2 protein-coding genes are annotated in these 3,930 nt (G+C 76.2%); both read left to right on the top strand.

All coding sequences use genetic code 11. From position 1 onward, the window contains the following. Positions 1-2 precede the first annotated feature (2 nt). Positions 3-3,176, top strand: coding sequence for a hypothetical protein (locus tag ACWGKU_RS40650; protein ID WP_452191823.1), 3,174 nt, complete (start codon positions 3-5; stop codon positions 3,174-3,176). Continuing rightward, positions 3,173-3,930: DUF4255 domain-containing protein (locus tag ACWGKU_RS40645; RefSeq protein WP_452191821.1), on the top strand; the 758-nt coding region annotated here is incomplete at its 3' end. The genes ACWGKU_RS40650 and ACWGKU_RS40645, both read left to right, overlap by 4 nt.

Below are 3,930 nucleotides of genomic sequence, written 5' to 3'. Positions count from 1 at the left end.
TGGTGACCCTGGCCGGCGCCGCCCCCGGCGGGCAGGGCGCCGCCGCGGCCCCGGCGGCCGCGGTCGACCCGGCGGCCGGGCGGATCGTCTTCGCCGGCACCGACCACCGCGGCCTCGGCCGGGTGACCGGCATGACGGACAGCACCCCGCTGTTCGGGCCCGGCCCGATCCACTTCGACCGGGACCCGTCCGCCCGCGGCGGCGAACTGGTCTTCACCAGCCTGCGGGACGGCCCGCTGCCCCAGGTGTACCTGCGCGACGCGGCCGGCGCGGTGCACCGGCTCACCACCGGCATGGACACCGCCCACCCCGCGCTGGCCCCCGACGGCAAGGGCGTCGTCTTCGAGTCCCTGGAGCCCCGCGGCGACGGCAGCACCCGGCACGTCCTGTGGGCCGTCAACCGGGACGGCAGCGGACTGCGCCGGATCACCGAGGGCGCGGCCGACGAGACCCACCCCACGGTCTCGCCCGACGGCAAGTGGATCGCGTACTCCTGCGACGGCGAACCGTCGCACCGTCAGATCTACCTGCGGCCGTTCGAGGGCGGCGCGCCCGTCAAGGTCACCAGCGTGACCGACGGGGACGCGGTCGACCCGGCCTGGAACCCGGTGAACGACGACGCCCACCGCAACGAGATCGTCTACACCCGGGACCAGGGCGCCCAGGGCCGGACCCTGGTCCTCACCTCGCCCACCGGCGGCGACAAGGCCTTCTTCCCCGGTACCGGCTCCACCTGGAAGACCGGCTCGGCCGGCTGGCTGGCCGACGGCAGCGGGGTGCTCTTCCTCAGCGCCGACCTGCTCGACCCCAACGACCCGACCCCGCAGCCCGATCCGTCCCGGCCGCCGGTGGTGAACCTCTACCGCGCGCTCACGTGCAACTGCGAAGCGCCGAAGGTGCTCTACCGCGCCAACCGGCTGATCGCCACGCCGACCTGGCTGGGCACCCAGAACGAGGGCGGCCCCGTCGTCGAGCAGACCAGCGCCTCCGGCGCCAACGTCGCGAACGTGGAGGACATGCGCCCCGACGGGTCCGACCCGCGCGACCTCGGCATCAGTGTGCTCCGCGAGGACCCGGCCGCCGACAGCAACACCAGCACCGACCCGGGGGCCGACCCGCTGTTCCACCCCCGCCCCGGCTTCGACCCCTGGTTCGAGCGCCAGACCTACACGCCCGACGGCCGGCAGATCGTGGTCACCCGCTACGAGGACGGCCCGGCCGGGCGGATCCAACGGATCTGGATCGCCGACGGCGACGGGGCGAACCCGCAGCCGATGAACCTCGCCGGGCGCGGCCCGAATGACCGGGACACCGACCCGTCGATCTCCCCGGACGGCAGGCTGATCGTGTTCAGCCGCAGCGCCCCGGCCGCCGGCGACCAGCCGGCCCGGCCCGGGCGGGTCCTGATCGCCGAGATGGCCACGGGGCGGATCGTCGGCACCGTCCAGCCGCCGGCCGGGCAGCGCGGCGCCTCCGACGGCCAGCCGTTCTGGTCCCCCGACGGCAAGCTGATCGCCTTCTCCCGGACGGCGGTGGTCAACGAGAACGCCGGCAACCTGCACGTCTGGACCGTCGCCGCCGACGACCTCACCCGGCAGACCGACCTCAGCCGGACGGCCTGCCCGGGCAGCTGCAACGTCATCGACGACAGTCCCGCCTTCGCCCCCGACGGCCGCCGCATCGCCTTCAACCGCAAGGCCGGTGACGGCGGGAACAACCAGCAGGACGGGGTGGTGGTCACCACGCCGACCGGCGAGGGCTGCACGGTGGTCGTGCCCACCGGGCTCGGCCAGGGCGCCTGCACCCGGCCGCTGCCCGACCACCCCACCACCGGGCCCTTCCAGCCCCGCGACGTCGCCTGGACGGCGAACAGCGCCCAGCTGGTGCTGACCTCCCGCCGCGCCGCGCCGCCGAGCGCACCGGAGGGGCTCAAGGTCTACGACTTCGCGACCGCCCAGCTCACCGAGCTCGACTGGCGGCTGCCGGGGCGCCAGAAGGAGCCGGCCGTCCAGCAGTCCGTCGACCTGGCGGTCAGCGTTCCCGAGCGGACCCCGGCCGTCCCCGTCGACGGCAGCACCGAGGTGACCGTCACCGTCACCAACAAGGGCCCCGCGCCCTCGCCCGGCACCGCCCTCACCGTCTCGGTGCCGACCGGCGCCCGGCTCGACAAGCTGACCACCCCGACCGGATCGTGCGACGCCGCCGCGCTGCGCTGCGAGCTCGGCACCCTGACCCCGCGCCAGGTGGTCCGGATCAAAGCCACCCTGACCGGCACCCGGCCCGGCGTCCCGGACTTCGGTTGGAGCGTCACCGGGACGGTCGTCGACCCGAACCCCGACGACGACTTCGCCCGGACCTTCCTCCCGGTGCTGGAGCCGCCGACCCCGTCGCCGACACCCACCCCGTCGCCGACCGCCTCGCCGAGTCCGACCCCGAGCCCGAGCCCGACACCCACACCCACGCCCAGCCCGACCGCCACGCCCACCTCCACCCCCGTTCCGCCGCCGCCCCCGGCGCCCGCCCCGCCGCCCCAGGCCGGCCCCGCGGTCGCGGTCGACGCCCAGCCGAACCCCGGCTACGTCGGCGGCCACGTGACCGTCAGCTACACGGTGCGCAACACCGGCCAGGCCCTCGCCACCGGCCTGCGCCTGACCCTCGGCCTGCCCGCCGGAGTGCCCACCGAGGCCCTGCCCCCCGGCTGCCGGAACGGCACCTGCACGGTGAGCGACCTGGCCCCGGGCCGCAGCGCGGTGGTCCGGGTGGTGCTCTCGCCCGTGGCGGCGCTGGACACCACCATCACCGCGGAACTGACCACCACCGGCACCGACGCCACCCTGGGACCGCACCGGGCGAGCACCCCGCTGCGGATCCTCCAGCCCCGCATCGTCGCGGTGCCGCCGATCGGCAAGCCCGGCTTCGTGACCTCGGTGCGCGGCGTGGACTTCCCGCCCGGCGCGCCGGTCCGGTTCACCTGGAAGCCCGGCATCACCGCCGAGGCCGCGCCCACCCGCCCGAAGGGCGACGGGACCTTCGCCGGCCAGCTGCTCATCCTCCCCAAGGACGAGACCGGCCCGCGCACCATCACCGCCGAGGGCCCCGGATTCTCCCCGGTGACCTGCCCCTTCCTGGTGGTGGAGGGCAGCATCGGCCCGCCCGGGGAGGTGGAGCGGCGGTGATCCACGAGGTCGACGAGGCGCTGCGACAGCTGCTCGCCGGGACCGGTCTGCCCGAGCGCGGGATCGACGTGGTCTTCGACGCGCCCACCCGGGACTTCGCGGCCCGGCGCAACGCGCCCACGGTCAGCGTCTACCTGTACGGGCTGCGCGAGGACACCGGCCGCCGGCAGGCCGGCACCGTCGCGGAGTACGACGCGGACGGCCTGGTGACCGGCCACCGCCCCGCGCCCCGCTGGTTCGAGCTGGCCTACCTGGTCACCGCCTGGACCAACCGGCCGCAGGACGAACACCGGCTGCTGGCCGAGGTGCTGCAGTGCCTGACGACCACCGACACGCTGCCCGCCCGGTTGCTCACCGGCACGCTGGCCGAGCTCGGACTGACCGTCGGGCTGGACATCGCGGGGCGCGACACCGGACTGCCGTCGGTGTCCGACGTCTGGTCCTCGCTCGGCGGGGAACTGCGGCCCTCGGTCGACCTCCGGGTGCTCGCCCCGCTGCCCGGCGGGCGCAGCCCGGCAGGGCCGCCGGTCACCGAGGGGCTGGTGCTGCACGCCGGCGACACCACCAACGTCGGGGACATCGCCAACGCCGGGGACATCGCCAACGCCGGCGACACCACCCCGGCCGGCCCGCCGCCCGCCGACGGCCCGGGCCGCCGGCTGCGCTACCAGGGCGCCGGGGACCCCGGGCCGGACGGCTTCGCCGCGCCCCGGGAACGCGGGCTGCCGCCCGGCCGCCGGGCCCGGGGCAGGGC

The organism is Kitasatospora sp. NPDC054768, from assembly GCF_053612025.1.
Note: the sequence above shows the minus strand (reverse complement) of the source record. Positions and strands in the feature narration are given on the sequence as shown.